The following is a 19,898-nucleotide window of genomic DNA, read 5'->3' as shown; positions in this document are numbered from 1 at the left end:
ATAGTTGTGGGTATGGCTCGGTCGCGACATCCTCCCCCCACCCCACCCCCCCCCCCCACCCCCCCACCCCCCCCCCCCTCCCCCCCCCCCCCCCCTCCCCCCCCCCCCCCCCCCCCCCCCGCGACACCTACTACACCGCCGACATCACGCGCACGTTCCCGGTGAACGGCTCGTTCTCGCCTGTGCAGCGGCAGGTGTACGAGGCCGTGCTCGAGGCGGCGGATGCGGCGTTCCGCGTCGTGAAGCCGGGGGCGATCTTCCGCGAGGTGCACGCCGCCGCGATGGCGGTCATCGCCGCGAAGACCGCGGAGTGGGGCTTCCTGCCGGTCTCGGCCGAGGAGTCGCTCCGGCCCGAGAACCAGTTCCACCGCCGCTACATGGTCCACGGCACGAGCCACCACCTCGGCCTCGACGTGCACGACTGCGCGCAGGCGCGCCGCTCGATGTACATGGACGGCGTGCTCGAGCCGGGCATGGTGTTCACGATCGAGCCGGGCCTCTACTTCCAGCCCGACGACCTCACCGTGCCCGAGGAGTTCCGCGGCATCGGCGTGCGCATCGAGGACGACATCCTCGTCACGGCCGACGGCGCCGAGAACCTCTCGGCCGGCATCCCTCGCACGGCCGACGAGGTCGAGGCGTGGGTGCAGGGCGCCGCCCGCTGACGGCCGACGGGCGTGCTTGCGCCACTCCCGTCCCCTGTTCGCCGGTCGGACCGGCGCGCGGGCGCGCATGTGGCGCAGGTGCCGGTGTGGCGTGCGAGCGTGACCGGATGTCGCGGCGACCGCGGGCGACGCGCCGGCGTCAGGCGCCGTCGGCCTCGCGGCGCTCGCGGGCGGCCCGGCGCGCGGCGTCCTGAGCCTCGCCGTAGGTGAGCGGACGGGACTCGTCGACGGGCCGCGGCGGCTCGGTCGGGCCGGCGTCGCTCGACGGCGGGACCGGGGCCGTCGGCTCGGCCGGGCGCTGGGCGGGCGGCGCGGGCGGGGCCGGCGGCGCGACGACGGGCGCGGCCGCGGGCGACGGCGGCGCCGCGGCATCCGTCACGCCCAGCACCTCGCGGGCCCGCGCGACGTGGGCCGGCTCGGCGATCACGGCGTACCGCGTGGCGAGCACCTGCATGACGGAGGTGAAGTCGCGGCGGCGGCGGTTGACCGAGTACGACACGACGCTGAAGATCATGCCGAAGCCGGCGCCGATCAGGATCGCGGCGCCGAGGATGCCGAGCGACGTGCCCGACGGCGAGAAGATGAAGAGCAGCAGACCGAGGAAGGTGCCGAACCAGGCGCCCGCCAGTGCGCCGGCGCCCGCGGCGCGACCCCAACTGAGGGTGCCCGTGATGCGCTCGACGCTCGTGAGGTCGTGGCCGACGATCGAGAGCTCCTTCACGGGGAACTCGGCCTTGGCGAGCCGGTCGACGGCCGCCTGCGCCTCCTGGTACGTCTCGTAGCTCGCGACCGTCTCGCCCCTGGGCAGCGTCGGGAAGGCGCGGCCGATGCGACCGCCGAACGGGCTCTGCGTGCTCACCGGGCCATTCTCCCATGGTGGCCGTCGCTCCCGCCGGAAGCGCCGACCTCGGGGGTAAGTTGGAGGCGTGAGCGCCACGAGAGTCTTCGTCGCCCGACTCGCCGGGTGCCCCGTCTTCGACCCCGCGGGCGACCGCGTGGGCCGGGTCCGCGACGTGCTCGTGGTGTACCGCAAGTCCGATCCGCCGCGCGTGGTGGGGTTGATCGTCGAGATCCCCGGCAAGCGCCGGGTGTTCGTCTCGATCGGTCGCGTCACCTCGATCGGCGGCGGCCAGATCATCACGACCGGCCTGATCAACCTGCGCAGGTTCGAGCAGCGCGGCGGCGAGGTGCGCGTGATCGCCGAGATGCTCGGGCGCAAGGTCTCGTTCAACGACGGCTCGGGCACGGCCACGATCGAGGATGTCGCGATCGAGGAGCGCGATCCCGGCGAGTGGGAGGTCGACCAGCTGTTCGTGCGCCGGCCCAAGACGAGCGCATCGCCGTTCGCGAAGGGGCCGTCGGCGTACGTCACGTGGCGCGAGGTGCGCGAGACCACGGCCGCCGGCGAGGCGCAGTCGGCCGAGCAGCTCATCGCCACGTACTCCGAGCTCAAGCCCGCCGACCTCGCCAGCACGCTGCTCGACCTGCCCCCGCAGCGACGCCAGGAGGTCGCCGAGGAGCTGCCCGACGACCGGCTCGCCGACGTGCTGGAAGAGATGCCCGAGGCCGACCAGGTCGAGATCCTCGCCAAGCTCGGCGACGATCGCGCGGCCGACGTGCTCGACCACATGCAGCCCGACGACGCGGCCGACCTCATCGCGCAGCTGCCCGAAGATCGCGGCGAGCACCTCCTCGAGCTCATGGAGCCCGAGGAGGCCGAGGATGTCCGGTTCCTGCTGTCCTACGGGCCCGACACCGCCGGCGGGCTCATGACGACCGAGCCGATCATCGTGTCGGCCGATGCCACGGTGGCCGAGGGGCTCGCCCTCATCCGCCGGCACGACCTGCCGCCCGCGCTCGGCGCGGCGGTGTGCGTGACCCTCCCGCCGTACGAGCCGCCGACCGGGCGGTTCCTCGGCATCGTGCACTTCCAGCGGATGCTGCGCTATCCCCCGCACGAGCGCCTCGGCTCGCTCATCGACCAGGGGCTCGAACCGGTCACCGCCGACACGTCGGCCGCCGAGGTGAGCCGCATCCTGGCCAGCTACGACCTCGTGTCGGTGCCCGTCATCGACGAGAAGCACCGGCTCGTGGGCGTCGTCACGATCGACGACGTGCTCGACTACCTGCTGCCCGATGACTGGCGAAGTCATCCCGACGCCGAGTCGGAGGTGACCAGACGCGCGACCGCCCGCGCCCAGCTCGCCACCGGCAGCATCCCGATCGCACCCGGAAGGAGGGCAGGAGATGGCACGCGCTGACGCCGACGACCGTCGGTTCGACACCCCGAAGGGCATCCGGCGATCTGCGCCGCCATTGCGCCTCTCCCGCGACCGAGACCGGTTCGGCCGGTTCACCGAGTGGGTCGCGCGTGCAATGGGAACGCCGTGGTTCCTGCTCGGCCTCTCGCTGTTCGTCGCCGCGTGGATCGTCTGGAACACCTTCGCGCCCCAGCAGTGGCAGTTCGACCGTGCCGACTACGGCTTCATCGCGCTGACGCTGGTGCTCTCGCTCCAGGCCTCGTACGCCGCACCGCTGATCCTGCTCGCGCAGAACCGGCAGGACGACCGCGACCGCGTGCAGATCGAGCAGGACCGCCAGCGGGCCGAGCGCAACCTCGCCGACACCGAGTACCTCGCGCGCGAGGTCGTCGCCCTGCGTCTCGCGGTGCGCGAGCTCGCGTCGAAGGAGTTCATCCGCCAGGAGCTGCGGCAGGTGCTCGACGAGCTCGACCGGCGCGACGAGGAGGAGACGACGCATGCCGCGCCCTGACGCGGCCGACGTCGAGCGCGCCGTCCGCGCCTCGCTCGAGGGCGTGATCGACCCCGAGATCCGCAAGCCCATCACCGAGCTCGACATGGTGGAGCGTGTCATCGCGACCGAGTCCGGCGTCGAGGTCGGCATCCGCCTCACGATCGTCGGCTGCCCCGCATCCGACCGCATCGAGCGCGACGTGCGCCAGGCGGCCGAGCAGGTCGTCGGCACCGGCAACGCGGTCGTCGAGCTCGGCGTGATGACGCCCGAGCAGCGTGCCGCGCTCACCGAGCGACTGCGCGGCGGTCGTGCCGCGCGCGGCAACCCGTTCGGCCCCGGCACGCTCACGCGCGTGATCGCGGTCACGAGCGGCAAGGGCGGCGTCGGCAAGTCGACGCTCACGGCGAATCTCGCGGTGGCGCTCGCCGCGCGGGGCCTCTCGGTCGGGCTGGTCGACGCCGACGTGCACGGCTTCTCCATCCCCGGCCTGCTGGGCCTCGTCGACGAGCGGGGAACGGCGGTGCGGCCGACCCGGGTCGACGAGATGATCCTCCCGCCCGTCTCGCACGGCGTGAAGGTGATCTCGATCGGCATGTTCGTCGAGCCGAGCGAGCCCGGCGGTCGCGGCTCGTCGGTCGCGGTCGCGTGGCGGGGCCCGATGCTGCACCGCACGCTGCAGCAGTTCCTCACCGACGTGTACTTCGGCGATCTCGACGTGCTGCTCGTCGACCTGCCACCGGGCACCGGCGACGTCGCCATCTCGCTCGGCCAGTTGCTGCCCAACGCCGAGGTCGTCGTGGTCACCACTCCGCAGCCGGCAGCCGCCGACGTCGCCGAGCGCTCGGGCCTCGTCGCGCGCCAGACCGGCCAGCGCGTGGTCGGCGTGATCGAGAACATGGCGGCGTTCGTCCAGCCCGACGGGTCGCTCGTCGACCTGTTCGGTTCGGGCGGCGGCGACGAGGTCGCCCGTCGGCTGTCGGAGGGCGCCGACGAGCCGGTGGCCCTCCTCGCGAGCGTGCCGCTCAGCGTCGCGCTCCGCCGCGGCGGCGACGACGGCCTGCCCGTCGTGCTCGCCGAACCCGACGATCCCGCAGCGCGCGCCATCGAGCAGGCGGCCGCGGCGCTGGCCGCCCGGCCGCGCTCGCTGTCGGGTCGCCGGCTCGACGTGTCAGTGCGATGATCCGGATGGCACGAGTCGACCGGTCACGTCGCCCGGTCGCGGCCGCGACCGTCGCCGTCGCCGTTGCGGTGGGGCTCGTCGCGTGCGTCCCACGGGCCGCCGAGACCGCCCCGGACGCGAAGCCCGGGTTGCCCTCCGACCTCGCCGTCTCGGTCCAGCAGGGCCGCCTCGACGTGCCGCAGGGCCGCCTCGTCGTGCACCTCGAGAACCGCGGCGAGCCCGTGACGGTCACGGCGCTCGAGGTCCGCTCCCCCGCGCTGGAGCCGGGGATGCGGCGCGACGATCCGTTCGAGCTCGACTCCGACGACGCGATCGACGTCCGGCTCGGCCTCACGCCCAGCGTCTGCGACGGCGACCCCGGCGCGATCGAGATCGCCCTCACCGTCCGCACCGCCGACGGCGCCGAGCGTTCCGGCGAGCTCGCGCCCGACGATCCCTTCGGCACGATGGCCCGCATCGCGGACGCCGACTGCCTCGCCGACTCGGTCGCCGCGGTGGCGGCGATCACGATGCCGGAGCGGTTGCGCAGCGAGGGCGCCGGGCCCGACCGCCGCGCGTGGATCGACGTGCGCGTGGAGCCCGCGACGGTCGGATCCGACGGGGATGCCGACACCGGCACGCTGCGGATCGGCGGCGTCTCGGCGACCACGCTGCTCGGCGCCGAGGACGGACTCGACTGGCCGCTCGACCTCGACGTGGCCGTCGGCGATGACCCGTTCACGATCGAACTGCCCGTGCGTCCCGCCCGATGCGACGCCCACGCGCTCGCCGACGACAAGCGGGGCACCATCCTGCCGTTCGACGTCGCGACGGGCGACGGCCGCGAGGGCCGCTTCGAGCTGCCCGCGGGCGACGCGCTGAAGGCCGACCTGTACGCCTACTACGCCGAGCGCTGCGGTCTCGCGACGCCCGCCGCCTAGACTGGCCGCGTGTCCAACGCCGCCACCCGAACGTCGGTCCCCTCCTCGTACGACACGCTGCTCGACGACCTCGTCGCCTCGAGCGGGCGCACCATCCCCGTGCCGACGCCGTCGACCGGCGCCACGCTCGTCGACCTGCCGCGCTCGAGCGCCGACGACGTCCGCGGGGCGGTGTCTCGAGCCCGCCTCGCCCAGCTCGCGTGGGCCCGCGCCGGGTTCGCGGCGCGTCGGCGCATCCTGCTCCGCGCACACGACCTCCTGCTCGACCGGCGCGAGCACCTGCAGGACCTCACGCAGCTCGAGAGCGGCAAGATGCGCGGGCAGGCCTTCGAGGAGGTGTACCAGGCCGCGGGCGTGACGCGGTGGCATGCGTTCTCGGCGCAGCGCGTGCTGCGCGGGGGGCGGCGCAGGCCGGGCATCCCGCTCGTGTTCTCGACGCGCGTCCGGTACCGGCCGAAGGGCGTCGTCGGCGTCATCACGCCGTGGAACTACGCCGTCAGCCTCACCGCGATGGACGTGGTCCCGGCGCTCGCCGCCGGCTGCGCGGTCGTGCAGAAGGCCGACGACCAGACCGCCCTGTCGATCCTCGCGGTACGGCGCGCCTTCGTCGACGCGGGCCTGCCCGAGGCCGTGTGGTCGGTCGTGGCCGGCGAGCCCGACGAGGTCGGCGAGGCGCTCACCGACGAGGTCGACTACATCTGCTTCACCGGGTCGACGGCGACCGGCCGCCGCGTCGCCGAGAAGGCGGCGCGCCGCCTGGTGGGCGCGTCTCTCGAGCTCGGCGGCAAGAACGCGCTGATCGTGCTCGACGACGTCGATCCCGTGGCGGCGGCGAAGGATGCCGCGAACGCGTGCTTCTCGGCGATGGGGCAGCTCTGCGTCTCTGTGGAGCGCATCTACGTCGACCGGCGGATCGCGCCCGCGTTCACCGAGGAGCTCGTGAACCGCCTGTCCGAACCGGCGATCGGGTCGGGGCTCGACTACGAGGCCGACTTCGGCAGCCTCGCCACGGCGTCGCAGCTCGAGCGCGTCCGGGCGCACCTCGACGACGCGCTCGCCAAGGGCGCGAGGGTGCTCGTCGGCGGCCGCCACCGGCCCGACCTCGGTCCGTGGGCGTTCGAGCCCACCGTTCTCAGTGGGGTCACACCCGACATGCACGTCGCCACCGAGGAGACGTTCGGCGCCATCGCGAGCCTCACGGTCGTCGACGGCGAGACCGAGGCGGTGCTCGTGGCCAACGAGTCCGAGTACGGGCTGAACGCGTCGGTGCTGGCCGGTTCCACGCGGCGGGGCGTGCGCGTCGCCGAGCTCATCGACGCCGGGAGCGTGAACGTCAACGAGGGCTACCGCGGCAGCTTCAGCTCGGTCGACGCGCCGCAGGGCGGCCTGAAGCAGTCGGGCATCGGCCGCCGCAACGGACGCGAGGGGCTCATGCGCTTCGTCGACCCGGTGACGGTGTCGGTCAACCGGCGGCTGATCCCGCTCCCCCACACCGGGCGCGAGTGGGCGCGGCTCGTGCCGCTGCTGCTGCTCGTCGCGCGTTCGCTGCGGGCGATCAGGCGCGCCTGACCGCCGGGCCGTGGGGACCGAGGAGCTAGGTCGCCTCGGAGTCGAAGGGCGCGACCTCGCCGGCCGCGAGCGCGTCGCGCTTGCGCTTGCGCTGCAGGTACGCCGAGTTCTCGTTCACGGCGGCGCGCGCGACGACGGGCTTGGCCGGCTCGGCGAACGGGTCGACCTCGGTCAGCGCCTCGCGGATGATGCGCCGGGGGTCGTACTGCCGTGGATCGAGCTTGCGCCAGTCGACCTCTTCGAAGTCGGGCCCCATCTCTTCCCGCACGCGCGACTTCGCGCCGTTGGCCATGTCGCGCACCGAGCGCACGAGCCGACCCAGCTGCGCCGCGTAGTGCGGGAGCCGCTCGGGCCCGAGCAGGAACACGGCGATCACCCCGATGATGAGGAGTTTGTCGAAGGTGAGGCCGCCCATGCGTCAAGGATAGCGGCGGCGAGGCGTGTCGAGCGCCTGCGGACGGACCCCTAGGCTTGGGGGTCGACAGAATCCCCGGGAGCCGCCACGTGTCGGAACACGACCTGAACTGGAAGTACGTCGACGAGTGCGTCGTCGAGTCGGAATCGATCGCGAAGGCCCGCCAGCAGTCCCTCGAGCTCGGCGTGGATCCCGTCTCGCCGGCTGTGGGCGCGCAGCTGGGCGTCATCGCCGCCGCGAGCGACGCCCGCGCGATCATCGAGGTGGGCACCGGCGTGGGGGTGTCCGGGCTGTGGATGCTGCAGTCGGCGCGGTCGGCGCACCTGACCTCGATCGACACCGAGACCGAGTACCAGCAGCACGCGCGCGAGCACTTCGCCGAGGCGGGCATCGCTCCCGCGCGCGTGCGACTGATCGCGGGGCGCGCGAGCGAGGTGCTGCCCCGGATGAACGAGCGCTCCTACGACGTCGTCTTCGTCGACGCCGACGCCCCGTCGGTGATCGAGTACGTGGAGCATGGGCTGCGGCTGGCCAAGCCCGGCGGCAGCGTGCTCGTGGCGCGCGCGCTCTGGAAGGGGAGGGTGGCCGACCCGGCACGACGTGACGAGGCGGCGACGGCGTTCCGCGGGCTCATCTCGGAGCTCGCGGCATCCACCGCCGTCGTCGCCGCCATCTCGCCGGCCGGGGACGGCCTGCTTCAGATCGTGAAGCTGGGCGCCTGAGGTCGCGCCGGGCGCGACCCCTGCCTCAGGCCGCGTTCACGACGCCGCCCAGGACGTCGTAGAGCTCCTTGGCCTCAGCGTCGTTCACCGAGACGACGAGGCGGCCGCCACCCTCGAGGGGAACGCGCACGATGATGAGCCGCCCCTCCTTCACCGCCTCCATAGGACCGTCTCCAGTGCGTGGCTTCATGGCCGCCATTGAGCTACCCCTTTCGTGGCTGAATCTCCATTATCCCGTATCGGGGCCGCACACCGCTGCGACGCGGCCGCCCTGTGGACGGCTCGCACCCGCGTTCAGCCGCCGGTCACCGCACGTTCGCGCCCCCGACGGCGCCCCCGCGTCACGGTGGGGTCCAGTCGTACCCGTCGATGCGCCAGGCGATCAGCAGCCAGCCGAGCTGCAGCGCCAGCGAGGCAGCCACGAGGCCGCCCCGCCACCACGGCGAGCGCGGCACCGCGAGCGCACCCGCGAGCGGGAACATCGGCGCGAGGATCCGGAAGGTGCTCGACTGCGGGAAGAACACGGCGAGCAGGTAGAGCGCGTAGCTGCCCAGCCAGAGCCGGATGTCGACGCCCAGGCGCTTCACCCACGGCGAGAACAGCGCGAGGGCGAACGCCGCGACGAGCGCGATGGGAGCGATCGTGCCCATCGGCTGGCCCAGCCACCAGTCGCCCGCCTGGAACCACGGGGTGAACGGCACGAGCTCGACGTAGCCGATGTAGGCCGAGCGCCAGGCGAGTTCGGTGTCGGTGTAGGCCGTGGGCACGCCCGTGGCGGCCCAGGCGATGGTCGGCCAGGCGAGTCCGGCCACCCCTGCGACCACGGCCACGGATGCCGCAGCCACTCGCTCCCGGACGGGGAACGGGTAGCGCGCCCTCGTGACCCAGCGCACGACCCAGTGCAGTCCGAGGGTGAGCGCGAAGGCGAGCGCACCGGGACGCGTGAACGCCCAGATGACGACGACCGGCACGAGCCATCCGTACCGTCGATCGACGAGCAGGAGCAGGGCCACGGCGAGCCACAGGAATCCGAGCGACTCCGCGTAACCGAACTGCATGATGGGCGCGACCGGGGCGACGCAGAAGAGCACGACCGCGAACATGGCCTGGTCGGGCTCGAGGAACCGCGACATCAGGCGGTGGAACACGAGGGCCGCCCCGAGCCCGGCCACGAGCGCGACGAGCACCGACGCGAGCTCCCACGACACCCCGACGACGGTCAGCACCCGGGCGATCCCGGGGTAGACCGGCAGGAACGCCCAGGCGTTCTCGGCGACGTGCCCGTCCTCCGTCAGCGGGAGCTCGGTGGGGTACCCGGCGGCGGCGATGAAGCCGTACCAGCGGGCGTCCCAGATGCCGGCGTACTCGAGGTAGCCGGGCTGCGCGCCGGTCCACCCGTTCGGCCCCTGCTCTCGCGCCAGCAGCAGCACGAACACGGTCGTCACGAGCCGGGCCGCCGCGTAGATCAGCGTGACCCGCGCCCACCGCGGCAGCACCCGCCACAGCACGCGGGGCGAGCGGCGGCTGCGGCGGAACGGATCGGGCTCTCGCAGCTCGGCGGCCTCGTGCACGCTCACGCCGGTGCGCTCAGTTCGAGGCGCCGGTCAGCCAGCTCCGCAGGGCCCGCTCGCACCGGACGATCTCGTCGCAGTCGACCCGTTCGTCGTCGGCGTGCGCCAGCAGCGGATCGCCCGGTCCGAAGTTGACGGCGGGGATGCCGAGCGCGCTGAAGCGCGCGACATCGGTCCACCCGTACTTGGGCTGCGCGTCGGCGCCGACCGCGCGCACGAACTCCTGGGCGAGCGGGTCGTCGAGGCCCGGACGGGCCCCCTCGGCGGAGTCGGTGATCTCGACCTCGAACTCGGGGAAGAGCTCGCGGACGTGCGCGGCGGCCTGCTCGACCGACCGGCTCGGCGCGAACCGGTAGTTCAGCGTCACCACGGCCTCGTCGGGGATCACGTTGCCCGCGACGCCGCCGCGCACGAGCACCGCGCTGAGGCCCTCGCGGTAGTCGAGCCCGTCGACCGTGACGGTCTCGGCCTCGTACGCGGCGAGCCGCTCGAGCGCGGGCGCGAGCTTGTGGATCGCGTTGTCGCCGACCCAGCTGCGGGCGGAGTGCGCGCGGCGCCCGCGCGTGCGCAGCTCGGCCCGGAGCGTGCCGTTGCAGCCGCCTTCGACCTCGGCGCGGGTCGGCTCGCCGAGGATCGCGAAGTCGGCCTCGAACAGCTCGGGGTGCACGCGCACGACGCGACCGAGTCCGTTCAGGCCGGCCGCGACCTCCTCGTGGTCGTACCACATCCACGTCACGTCGACCGCGGGGTCGACGAGGTCGCGGGCGAGCTTCAGCTGCACCGCGACGCCCGCCTTCATGTCGACCGTGCCCCGCCCCCAGAGGATGCGCCGGCCGTCGACCTCCTCGAACTGCGTGGGCAGGTTGTCGTTGATGGGGACGGTGTCGAGGTGCCCGGCGATGACCACGCGCCGCTCGCGCCCGAGGTTCGTGCGCGCGATGATCGTGTCGCCGTCGCGGATCACCTCGAGGTGCGCAGCGTCGGCGAGCGCCGCGACGATCAGGTCGGCGAGCACGCCCTCGTCGCCCGAGACGCTCGGGACGTCGCAGATCGCCTGCGTGATGGCGACGACGTCGGCGGACAGGTCGAGCGAGGCCCTCGGCGCGGCGGGTTCAGCCATACCCCGAGTCTAGGGGCGGGCGGATGGCGCGGCCGGGCGTCGCACGTCACGCGCCGACCCCGCACCATCCGGCTCGGTACCCTTGAGACATGCCCGCAGACTCGCCGAACCCGACCGCGCCCACCGCCGCCTGGGGCGACGGACTCGCCACGATCTCCGCCGACGGCACGGTGCTCGACACGTGGTACCCGGCGCCGCAGCTCGGCGAGCTGCCCGACCCCGCGCCCGCCGCGTGGGAGCCGCCCGCGGGAACCCTCGGCCCCGACGAACGGCGCGCCGTCCGCGTCGAGGCGGTGCGCGTCGCCATCCGCCTCGACGAGGCCCCCGCCGGCACGTCCGACGCGTACCTCCGCCTGCACCTGCTCTCACACCTGCTCGCGCGGCCCAACACGATCAACCTCGATGGCATCTTCGGCCACTTGCCGAACGTCGCGTGGACCAACGCCGGTCCGGTGCACCCCGACGACCTCGACCGGCTGCGGCCGGTGCTGCAGCGCGCAGGCATCCACGTGACCGGGCTCGACAAGTTCCCGCGCCTGCTCGACTACGTGATCCCCGAGCGCGTGCGCATCGCCGATGCTTCGCGCGTGCGCCTCGGCGCCCACCTCGCGCCGGGCACGACGGTCATGCACGAGGGCTTCGTGAACTTCAACGCCGGCACGCTCGGCACCTCCATGGTCGAGGGCCGCATCTCGCAGGGCGTCGTCGTGGGCGACGGCAGCGACATCGGCGGCGGCGCCTCCATCATGGGCACGCTCTCGGGCGGCGGCACGCAGCGCGTCGCGATCGGCGAGCGGGCGCTGCTCGGCGCGAACTCGGGCATCGGCATCTCGATCGGCGACGACTCGGTCGTCGAGGCGGGCCTCTACGTCACGGCCGGCACCAAGGTCGCCGTGCTCGGCGTCGCCGGCGAGCGCGACCGCGTCGTCAAGGCGGTCGAGCTGTCGGGGCAGCCCAACCTGCTGTTCCGGCGCAACTCCCTCGACGGCCGCGTCGAGGTGCTCTCGCGGTCGGGCGAGGGCGTCGTGCTGAACACCGCGCTGCACGCCTGAGCGGCGCCCCGCGGCGGCATCCGTCGTCGCCCCTCGGTGGAGGTACAGTGATCACCCGAGGCGGCCGACGACGGCCGCCCCGCTGCGCCGACACGGAGGAGTGACGTGGGAACCGACGCCCCGAGGACCCGACGCCATCGCTGGGGGAAGTTCCTCGTGGGGCTGCTCGTCACGGTGCTCGTCCTCGGCGCCGCGGCCGCCGGGTTCGGCTGGTGGACGGTGCACCGCTCGTTCCCGACGACCACCGGCCGGATCGAGGTTCCCGGGCTCTCGGGTGCGGTGACGGTCTACCGCGATGAGGCCGGGATCCCGCAGCTGGTCGCCGAGACCGACCACGACCTCTTCTTCGCGCAGGGCTACGTGCACGCCCAGGACCGGTTCTGGGAGATGGACTTCCGTCGCCACGTCACGGCGGGGCGGCTCGCCGAGTTGTTCGGCGAGTCGCAGGTCGCGACCGACGCGTTCGTACGGACGCTCGACTGGCGCGGGACCGCCGAGGCCGAGTACGAACTGCTCGACGAGCGCTCGCGCGCCCACTACGAGGCGTACGCCGACGGCGTCAACGCCTACCTCGCCGAGCGCGGCGGCGCCGACCTCTCGCTCGAGTACGCCGTGCTGGCGCTTCAGCAGCCCGGCTACGAACCCGAGCCGTGGAGCCCGGTCGACTCGATCGCGTGGCTCAAGGCGATGGCCTGGGACCTCCGCTCCAACCTCGGCGACGAGATCGACCGTGCACTGCTGAGCGCCGAGCTGCCGCCCGAGGAGGTGCAGCGCCTGCACCCCGACTTCCCGTTCTCTGCGAAGCCGACCATCGTCGACGGGCTGGCGAGCGCCGCGGCGGCGCCCGCGTCCTCCGGCTCGGCGGCGCTGCCCGTCGAACCCGCCGCGCCCGCCACGCCCGCCCTCGCGGAGGGCCACCTCGCGGCGCTCACCTCGCTCGCCGCAGCCGTGGACGGCCTGCCCGAGCTGCTCGGGCCCGAGGGCGGCGACCTCGGCTCCAACTCGTGGGTCGTCTCCGGGGCGCACACCGAGTCGGGGAAGCCGCTGCTCGCCAACGACCCGCACCTCGGGCCGGCGCTGCCCTCGATCTGGGTGCAGATGGGCCTGCACTGCGCCGAGGCGACCGAGGAGTGCGCGTACGACGTCGCCGGGTACGGCTTCTCCGGCCTGCCCGGCATCATCATCGGCCACAATCGCAACATCGCCTGGGGCTTCACGAACCTCGGACCCGACGTCGCCGACCTCTACCTCGAGCGCATCGTCGGCGACTCGTACGAGCTCGACGGCACGCTTCGGCCGCTGACGGTCCGCGAGGAGGTGATCGAGGTCGCCGGCGGCGACCCGGTGACGATCACCGTCCGCTCCACCGACCGGGGACCGATCGTGAGCATGGACCCGCAGTCGAACTACGGCCGGATCGCCTCGGACTACGCGCCCACCGTCGACGGCGCCGACGCCTCCGGCGACGCGGAGCTCGAGGTCTCCCTGCAGTGGACCGCGCTCACGCCCGGCACCACCCCGGGCGCCGTCTTCGCGATGAACCGCGCCGCCGACTGGGCCGGGTTCCAGTCCGCGGCCGAGCTGTTCGACGTGCCGGCGCAGAACCTCGTCTACGCCGACGTCAACGGCAACATCGGCTACCAGGCTCCGGGCGCCATCCCGATCCGCAAGGCGGGCGACGGAACGCTCCCGCTGCCCGGCTGGACCAGCGAGAACGGCTGGACCGGGATGGTGCCCTTCGCGGCGCTCCCCGCCGTCCTGAACCCCGCGCGCGGCTACGTCGTCACGGCGAACAACGCGGTCGACGACCAGGGCCCGACGCTGACGCGCGACTGGGACCTCGGGTATCGGGCCGAGAGCATCGAGCGGAGGATCCTCGAGCTCACGGCCGACGGCGGCAAGCTCACGGCCGACGACATGACCGGCATCCAGCTCGACACGCGCGACGCCAACGCCCAGGCGCTCCTGCCCGTCATCGCCGGGCTCGACCTCGACGGCGACGCCGCGCGCGGCGCCGAGCTCCTCGCGGACTGGGACGCCTCCACCGAGGCCGACAGCGCGCAGGCGGCGTACTACGCCGTGTTCTGGCGCACGCTCCTCGACCGCATGTTCGGCGACCTCCCCGAGGCCACGCGCCCCGAGGGCGGCGATCGCTGGTTCGCGGTCGTCGGCTCGCTGCTGGGCCAGCCCGACGACGCGTGGTGGACCGACGCCGACGCGGGCGCGACCGGACGCGACGCCGTGATCGCCGCCTCGCTCGCGGCCGCGTGGGACGAGGCATCCGGCCTCATGGGCGACGACCCGGCCGACTGGCGGTGGGGGCGCCTGCACACGTTGACCCTCGAAAACCAGAGCTTCGGGCAGTCGGGCATCGGCCCCATCGAATGGCTGTTCAACCGCGGGCCGTACGAGACCGGCGGCGGCTCCGCGGTCGTGAACGCGATCGGATGGGACGCCAGCATCGGCTACGAGGTCGACTGGGTGCCGTCGATGCGGATGGTGGTCGACCTCGGCGACCTCGACGCGTCGACGTGGATCAACCTCACGGGCGCGTCCGGCCACGCCTTCCATCCGCATTACGACGACCAGGCGCCGCTGTGGCAGCAAGGCGAGACGCGCCCGTGGCCCTTCACGCGCGAGGCCGTCCGCGACGCGGCGGAGGACACGCTCGTGCTGCGCCCCGCCGCGGGCTGACCGGCAGCAGGTCGTTCAGCGCAGCACGGAGCTGAGCAGCAGGCTGGTCTCGCTGTTGACGACGCCCTCGATCGAGCGGATGCGGCCGAGCACGCGGTCGAAGTCGCCGAGCGTCTCGGTGCGCAGCTCGGCGACGAGATCCCAGCCGCCGTTCGTCGTGTGCAGGGCGATGATCTCCGGGAAGCCGCGCAACCGCCGGATCACGTCGTCGGTGCTGCGCCCCTCGACCTCGATGAACGACACGGCGTGGATCGCGAGCGGGTCGGCTTCGTCGCGCACGCGCACCGAGAACCCGATGATGGTGCCGGATGCCACGAGCCGATCGATGCGCCCCGTGACGGTGGCGCGGGCCACGCCGAGCCGGCGCGCGAGATCGGCGACGGGCGCGCGGCCGTCCTCCCGCAGGAGCGCCAGGAGGCGCCGATCGAGGTCATCGAGCTGGTCCATGCGCACATCGTATCGAGACAATGCGCACACTGCTCATTTCCGTCGCATTCCGTGAGCACACCGGTTCTTGCTGTTGCAGATCGACGGATCCTACCCTTGAAGCACAACTGGAAAGGAACGTGATGACGAGCTTCGTCGACGTACGCAACATGGTCGGCTGGGTCGCCAGCACCGGGCCTGAGCGCATCATCGCCGGCATCCTCGAGTACCTCGAGGAGGACTTCGCCCGCTGGGAGAGCTTCGACAAGACCCCGAGGGTCGCCAGCCATACGCCGTTCGGCGTCATCGAGCTGATGCCCACGAGCGACCACGAATCCTATGCGTTCAAGTACGTCAACGGCCACCCGTCGAATCCCGCGCGCGGCTACCAGACGGTGACCGCCTTCGGCGTGCTCGCCGACGTGCACAACGGCTACCCCACGTTTCTCGCCGAGATGACCGTGCTCACGGCGCTGCGCACGGCGGCCACGAGTGCGTTCGCCGCCAAGCTGCTCGCCCGGCCCGACTCGAAGGTCATGGCCATGATCGGCACCGGCAGCCAGGCCGAGTTCCAGGCGCTCGCATTCCGCACCGCGCTGGGTATCACCAGGCTGCGCGTGTACGACGTCGACCCCGATGCGATCGCGAAGTTCGTGCGCAACACGCTGCCCCTGGGCTTCGAGATCGAGGTCGCCGGCAGCGCGGCCGAGGCGCTCGAGGGTGCCGACGTCGTCACGACCTGCACGGCCGACAAGGCGCGCGCCACCGTCGTCGCCGACGAGTGGGTCCGTCCGGGCATGCACCTGAACGCCATCGGCGGCGACTGCCCTGGCAAGACCGAGCTCGATCCCGCGATCCTCGAACGCGCCGGCGTCTTCGTCGAGTACACGCCGCAGACCCGCATCGAGGGCGAGATCCAGGCCAAGGCACCCGACTTCCCCGTGACCGAGCTGTGGGAGGTGCTCGCCGGCCGCGCCTCCGGGCGCACCCACGCCGATCAGGTCACGCTGTTCGACTCGGTCGGGTTCGCCATCGAGGACTTCTCCGCCCTCCGCTACGTGCGCGACCAGGTCGCGGGCACCCGATTCGAGCAGCGGATCGACCTCGTCGCCGATCCCGAGGATCCGAAGGACCTCTTCGGACTCGTCGGCGCGTTCTCGCCGGTGGGCTGAGTCGATGTCGGTGCAGTCGCCGTCTGCGGTCGTCATGGTACGACCGCACCACTTCGCCCCCAATCCGCAGACCCTCGCCGACAACGGCTTCCAGCCCGACGCCGGCGACCTCGATCCCGCACGGCTCGCCGCGGCGGCCTACGACGAGGTCAGCCGCGCAGCCGCGGCCCTCGAGGCCGCCGGCGTGACCGTGCACCTCTTCGAGGACGAGACCGCCCATCGGCCCGATTCCGTGTTCCCGAACAACTGGATCTCGACGCACTCCGGTGGCCACATCGCGCTCTACCCGATGTACACGCCCAACCGGCGCACCGAGCGGCGGGGCGACATCGTCGAGCTGCTCAAGACGACCTATCGCGTCCAGGACGTGATCGACTACTCGGGCCTCGAGTACGACGACGTGTTCCTCGAGGGCACCGGCGCCATGGTGCTCGACCACGAGCTGCGCATCGCCTACGCGGCGCGATCGAACCGCGCCGACCCGATCGCCCTCGAGCGGTTCTGCACGAACTTCGGCTACGAGCCGATGGTGTTCGACGCGGTCGACGGGCGGGGCGTCGCGGTGTACCACACCAACGTCGTGCTCACGATCGCGACGGAGTTCGCGCTCGTCGCGGCCGATATGCTCGTCTCCCCCGTGCGCCGGCAGGAGGTGCTCGACCGGCTGTCGGCACGCGGCCGTCGCGACGTCATCGCGCTCTCGAACGCGCAGATCGACGAGTTCGCGGGCAACGCGCTCGAACTGTGGGGCACCGACGGCCGGGTCCTCGCGCTCTCGCAGCGCGCGTACGATTCCCTGACCGACGACCAGCGCGCTCGCATCGAGCGATCCGCGCGACCGTTGCCGCTCGACGTGCCCACGATCGAGCTGGCGGGAGGATCCGTCCGATGCATGCTGGCCGGCATCCACCTCGACCCACGACCCGGGCTCGTCGAGCGCCGCTCGGAGCGGGCCGCCGAGGCATCCGCCGATCAGGCCATGGCGGTGGACTAGCCGCCGCCGGCAGCGAGCCGAGACATGCGTGAGCGGCCCGCCCCGGGATGGGACGGGCCGCTCACGACCGGTTCAACGAGGCGGATAGTGCCGCTCGACCGAGCCGGTGTAGAGCTGCTGCGGGCGACCGATCTTGGTCTGCGGGTCGAGGTTCATCTCACGCCAGTGCGCGATCCACCCCGGAAGCCGGCCGATCGCGAAGAGCACGGTGAACATCCGCGTCGGGAAGCCCATGGCCTTGTAGATCACGCCGGTGTAGAAGTCGACGTTCGGGTAGAGGCGGCGCTGCTTGAAGTACTCGTCCTCCAGAGCGAACTGCTCGAGCTCCTTGGCGATGTCGAGGAGCGGGTCGTTCACGCCGAGGCCCTCGAGCACCGCGTTCGCGCTCTCCTTGACGATCTTCGCGCGCGGGTCGTAGTTCTTGTACACGCGGTGCCCGAAGCCCATGAGCTTCACGCCGTCCTCCTTGCGCTTGACGCGCTCGACGAACTTCGCGACGCCCTCGCCCGAATCGCGGATCTGCGCGAGCATCTGCAGCACCGCCTCGTTCGCGCCGCCGTGCAGCGGACCCGAGAGCGCCTGGATTCCGGCGGAGATCGACGCGTACAGGTTCGCGCCGGTCGAGCCGACCAGTCGCACGGTCGAGGTCGAGGCGTTCTGCTCGTGGTCCTCGTGCAGGATCAGCAGCCGGTCGAGGGCCCGCGCGAGCGTCGGGTCGATCGAGTACGGTTCGGCCATGTTGCCGAAGTTCAGCCGCAGGAAGTTCTCGACGAAGTTCAGCGAGTTGTCGGGGTAGAGGAATGCCTGGCCGATGCTCTTCTTGTGCGCGTACGCCGCGATCACCGGCAGCTTCGCGAGCAGGCGGATGGTCGTGAGTTCGACGTGGTCGGGGTCGTGCGGGTCGGAGGAGTCCTCGTAGTACGTCGAGAGCGCGGCCACTGCACTCGAGAGCACGGCCATCGGGTGCGCGGTGTGCGGCAGCGCCGAGAAGAAGCGCTTGAGGTCTTCGTGCAGGAGCGTGTGGCGACGGATCTTCTCGTCGAACTCGGCGAGCTGGTCGGGCGTGGGCAGCTCGCCGTACATCAGGAGCCAGGCCACCTCGAGGTACGTCGAGTGCTCGGCGAGCTGCTCGATCGGGTAGCCGCGGTAGCGCAGGATGCCCTGCTCGCCGTCGATGTAGGTGATCGACGACCGCGTCGACGAGGTGTTCACGAAGCCGTAGTCGAGGGCGGTGAGCCCGGTCTGGCGCGTGAGGGTGGACAGGTCGATGCTCGAGTTGCCCTGCGAGGCCCGGTGGATGGGGAACTCGGCGGTGCCACCCGGGAAGGCCAGCGTCGCGGTGTCGGGGTGATCGGCCCCGGCCGCTTGGTTCACGACGTTGCTCACGGCGTCTCCTGTGATCGTCACTTTCGCGGTCCCCTGCTCTCCGGCCGGGCGTCGGTCGGCGCGCGCGGCCCGGATACAGCCTAGACGTGCCGACGGCACACTGTCGCATCCGCCAACAGATGCAGGCTTCAGTTGGGGGATGTCACATCACGGCCGTCGCGCGCAGGCGCGCCGCGGCCGACGCGATCCGCTCATCGGGTGCCGTGAGCGAGAGCCGCACGTGCTCGGGGAAGTGGGTTCCGTAGAAATGCCCCGGCCCGGCCAGGATTCCGAGGTCGGCGAGGCGTCGGATCGACTCCCACGCGTCGCGTCCCTCGGTCGCCCAGAGGTACAGCCCCGCCTCGCTGTGGTCGACGCGGAAGCCGGCATCCTCGAGGGCGGGCTTCAGCAACGCCCGCCGGCCGCGATAGCGCTCCTTCTGCTCGGCGACGTGCGCGTCGTCGCCCAATGCGACCGTCATCGCGGCCTGCAGCGGCGCGGGCACCATGAGCCCGGCATGCTTCCGCGCGGTCGTGAGCCGGGCGATCGAGTCGCGGCACCCGGCGACGAACGCGGCCCGATACCCGGCCATGTTCGACTGCTTCGAGAGGGAGTAGATCGCGAGGATGCGGGTCGTGTCGCCGTCGGTCACGCGCGGGTCGAGGATGCTCGGCACCGCGCCGTCCAGCCACGGCGACTCCCAGCCGAGCTCGGCATAGCACTCGTCGCCCACGATCACCGCCCCGAGCTCGCGCGCGCGTGCGACCGCGCGCCGGAGCTCCTCGATCCCGAGCACGCGTCCGTCGGGGTTTCCCGGGGAGTTGAGCCATACCAGTCGGGTGTTCTCGGGCCAGGCGTCGGGCTCGTCGGATGCCACGGCGGTCGCGCCGGCGAAGACCGCGCCCATCTCGTACGTCGGGTAGGCCGCCCGCGGGTGCACCACTCGGTCGCCCTCGCCCACCCCGAGGAGGAACGGCAGCAGGGCGACGAGCTCCTTCGAGCCGATCGTCGGCAGCACGGAATCCGCGTCGAGCCCCGTCACGCCGCGGCGACGTGCGAACCACGCGACGATCGCGCGCCGCAGCGCGGCGGTGCCGATCGTGGTGGGGTAGCCGTGCGCGTCGGTCGCCGCGGACAGCGCGTCGCGGACCACCTGCGGCGTCGGGTCGACGGGAGACCCGATCGATAGGTCGACGATTCCGTCACGGTGCGCGATCGCACGGTCGTGGTACGGGACCATGAGGTCCCAGGGGTACTCGGGCAGCGCACCGAGCGCCAT

General features: G+C 72.4%; 19 protein-coding genes. 11 read left to right on the top strand and 8 right to left on the bottom strand.

The window, feature by feature from the left end; genetic code table 11:
• The coding region (locus tag ACZ4TW_RS20440; protein ID WP_465545812.1) for a M24 family metallopeptidase at positions 1-665 on the top strand (665 nt) is incomplete at its 5' end.
• 139 nt (positions 666-804) lie between these two features.
• Here the strand turns inward: ACZ4TW_RS20440 and ACZ4TW_RS20435 are convergent.
• Entirely contained in the window at positions 805-1,524 is a 720-nt protein-coding gene (locus ACZ4TW_RS20435) for a YflT domain-containing protein (RefSeq protein ID WP_465545810.1), read from the bottom strand.
• A gap of 67 nt (positions 1,525-1,591) precedes the next feature.
• Here ACZ4TW_RS20435 and ACZ4TW_RS20430 point away from each other — a divergent pair, with 67 nt between their 5' ends.
• From ACZ4TW_RS20430 to ACZ4TW_RS20410, 5 genes are read left to right on the top strand one after another with little or no spacing between them, the layout of a single operon-like run.
• Complete coding sequence (locus tag ACZ4TW_RS20430; protein ID WP_465545807.1) at positions 1,592-2,926, top strand: magnesium transporter MgtE N-terminal domain-containing protein; 1,335 nt, start codon at positions 1,592-1,594, stop codon at positions 2,924-2,926.
• On the top strand, positions 2,913-3,437 hold the full coding sequence (locus tag ACZ4TW_RS20425) for a DUF1003 domain-containing protein (RefSeq protein WP_465545805.1): 525 nt from the start codon (positions 2,913-2,915) through the stop codon (positions 3,435-3,437). The genes ACZ4TW_RS20430 and ACZ4TW_RS20425 overlap by 14 nt, the downstream gene beginning before the upstream one ends.
• Entirely contained in the window at positions 3,424-4,599 is a 1,176-nt protein-coding gene (locus tag ACZ4TW_RS20420) for an Mrp/NBP35 family ATP-binding protein (protein ID WP_465545803.1), read from the top strand. Before ACZ4TW_RS20425 ends, ACZ4TW_RS20420 begins: the two co-directional genes overlap by 14 nt.
• A 5-nt stretch (positions 4,600-4,604) precedes the next feature.
• Positions 4,605-5,519: a hypothetical protein gene (locus ACZ4TW_RS20415; protein ID WP_465545801.1), complete on the top strand. Its 915-nt coding sequence runs from the start codon at positions 4,605-4,607 to the stop codon at positions 5,517-5,519.
• Positions 5,520-5,528: 9 nt separating this feature from the next.
• Positions 5,529-7,088: a succinic semialdehyde dehydrogenase gene (locus ACZ4TW_RS20410; RefSeq protein ID WP_465545799.1), complete on the top strand. Its 1,560-nt coding sequence runs from the start codon at positions 5,529-5,531 to the stop codon at positions 7,086-7,088.
• 25 nt (positions 7,089-7,113) lie between these two features.
• On the opposite strand, the gene ACZ4TW_RS20405 is transcribed toward ACZ4TW_RS20410, so the two are convergent.
• Entirely contained in the window at positions 7,114-7,503 is a 390-nt protein-coding gene (locus ACZ4TW_RS20405; protein ID WP_465545798.1) for a twin-arginine translocase TatA/TatE family subunit, read from the bottom strand.
• 89 nt (positions 7,504-7,592) lie between these two features.
• On the opposite strand from ACZ4TW_RS20405, the gene ACZ4TW_RS20400 reads away from it, so the two are divergent.
• On the top strand, positions 7,593-8,225 hold the full coding sequence (locus ACZ4TW_RS20400; RefSeq protein WP_465545796.1) for an O-methyltransferase: 633 nt from the start codon (positions 7,593-7,595) through the stop codon (positions 8,223-8,225).
• A gap of 25 nt (positions 8,226-8,250) precedes the next feature.
• On the opposite strand, the gene ACZ4TW_RS20395 is transcribed toward ACZ4TW_RS20400, so the two are convergent.
• The 3 genes from ACZ4TW_RS20395 to dapE all read right to left on the bottom strand — a co-directional run bounded on the left by ACZ4TW_RS20395 (position 8,251) and on the right by dapE (position 10,916).
• Positions 8,251-8,424: a DUF3117 domain-containing protein gene (locus ACZ4TW_RS20395; protein WP_019179788.1), complete on the bottom strand. Its 174-nt coding sequence runs from the start codon at positions 8,422-8,424 to the stop codon at positions 8,251-8,253.
• A gap of 142 nt (positions 8,425-8,566) precedes the next feature.
• Complete coding sequence (locus ACZ4TW_RS20390; protein ID WP_465545793.1) at positions 8,567-9,802, bottom strand: hypothetical protein; 1,236 nt, start codon at positions 9,800-9,802, stop codon at positions 8,567-8,569.
• A gap of 10 nt (positions 9,803-9,812) precedes the next feature.
• Complete coding sequence (gene dapE / locus ACZ4TW_RS20385) at positions 9,813-10,916, bottom strand: succinyl-diaminopimelate desuccinylase (protein WP_465545791.1); 1,104 nt, start codon at positions 10,914-10,916, stop codon at positions 9,813-9,815.
• Between the two features lie 89 nt (positions 10,917-11,005).
• On the opposite strand from dapE, the gene dapD reads away from it, so the two are divergent.
• Both dapD and ACZ4TW_RS20375 read left to right on the top strand, forming a co-directional pair.
• Positions 11,006-11,968, top strand: coding sequence for a 2,3,4,5-tetrahydropyridine-2,6-dicarboxylate N-succinyltransferase (gene dapD / locus ACZ4TW_RS20380; RefSeq protein ID WP_465545789.1), 963 nt, complete (start codon positions 11,006-11,008; stop codon positions 11,966-11,968).
• A 105-nt stretch (positions 11,969-12,073) separates the two neighbouring features.
• A complete protein-coding gene (locus tag ACZ4TW_RS20375; RefSeq protein ID WP_465545787.1) occupies positions 12,074-14,662 on the top strand; it encodes a penicillin acylase family protein in 2,589 nt (862 codons plus the stop codon).
• 15 nt (positions 14,663-14,677) lie between these two features.
• On the opposite strand, the gene ACZ4TW_RS20370 is transcribed toward ACZ4TW_RS20375, so the two are convergent.
• Positions 14,678-15,109, bottom strand: coding sequence for an Lrp/AsnC family transcriptional regulator (locus ACZ4TW_RS20370; protein ID WP_465545785.1), 432 nt, complete (start codon positions 15,107-15,109; stop codon positions 14,678-14,680).
• 122 nt (positions 15,110-15,231) lie between these two features.
• Between ACZ4TW_RS20370 and ACZ4TW_RS20365 the strand changes: the two genes are divergently transcribed.
• On the top strand, positions 15,232-16,260 hold the full coding sequence (locus tag ACZ4TW_RS20365; protein ID WP_465545783.1) for an ornithine cyclodeaminase: 1,029 nt from the start codon (positions 15,232-15,234) through the stop codon (positions 16,258-16,260).
• Positions 16,261-16,264: 4 nt separating this feature from the next.
• Entirely contained in the window at positions 16,265-17,254 is a 990-nt protein-coding gene (ctlX, locus tag ACZ4TW_RS20360; RefSeq protein ID WP_465545781.1) for a citrulline utilization hydrolase CtlX, read from the top strand.
• A 72-nt stretch (positions 17,255-17,326) separates the two neighbouring features.
• Here the strand turns inward: ctlX and ACZ4TW_RS20355 are convergent, their stop codons facing one another.
• Positions 17,327-18,640: a citrate synthase gene (locus ACZ4TW_RS20355; protein ID WP_465545779.1), complete on the bottom strand. Its 1,314-nt coding sequence runs from the start codon at positions 18,638-18,640 to the stop codon at positions 17,327-17,329.
• A 142-nt stretch (positions 18,641-18,782) separates the two neighbouring features.
• Entirely contained in the window at positions 18,783-19,898 is a 1,116-nt protein-coding gene (gene dapC, locus ACZ4TW_RS20350) for a succinyldiaminopimelate transaminase (protein ID WP_465545777.1), read from the bottom strand.

This window comes from Agromyces sp. NPDC029043 (assembly GCF_055564615.1).
This window is presented reverse-complemented; position numbering and strand designations above follow the sequence as displayed.